The sequence below is a fragment of the Corynebacterium sp. LK14 genome (assembly GCF_008042215.1).
GTDB lineage: Bacteria > Actinomycetota > Actinomycetes > Mycobacteriales > Mycobacteriaceae > Corynebacterium > Corynebacterium striatum.
In genome coordinates, this window is sequence record NZ_NOVQ01000030.1 from 1 (window position 1) to 415 (window position 415).

Here is a 415-nt window from a genome sequence, read left to right on the forward strand (position 1 = left end):
CGGTCGCGACAAGACCGCACGACTGATGAAACTCGCAGGCGTTTCCGGCCGCCGACGTGGGCAAACCCCAGTGACAACGGTAAGCCCGAAGACACCGGATCATCGCCCGGACCTTGTGCGCCGAAACTTCCGTGCGCAGGCACCAGGCAGGCTTTGGGTTGCCGACATTACCTACGTTCGCACCCTGTCAGGATTCGCCTACACCGCGTTTGTCGTGGATGTCTACAGCCGAAAAATTGTTGGCGTTGCTACACGCTCGACGATGCGTACCGATGCGCTGCCCATGGAGGCATTGAAACATGCGTTAACGACTGCAGGACGAATCCATGGAAACCAGTTAATTCACCATAGCGATCGGGGCAGCCAGTACGTGTCACTGAAGTATTCCACCGCGCTAGCGGAATCCGGAATCCGC

The 415-nt window shown here is 58.1% G+C and carries 1 protein-coding gene; it reads left to right on the forward strand.

Annotated features, from left to right (window positions below; genetic code table 11):
* Positions 1-415: DDE-type integrase/transposase/recombinase (locus CHU71_RS12700; RefSeq protein ID WP_147761271.1), on the forward strand; the 415-nt coding region annotated here is incomplete at both ends.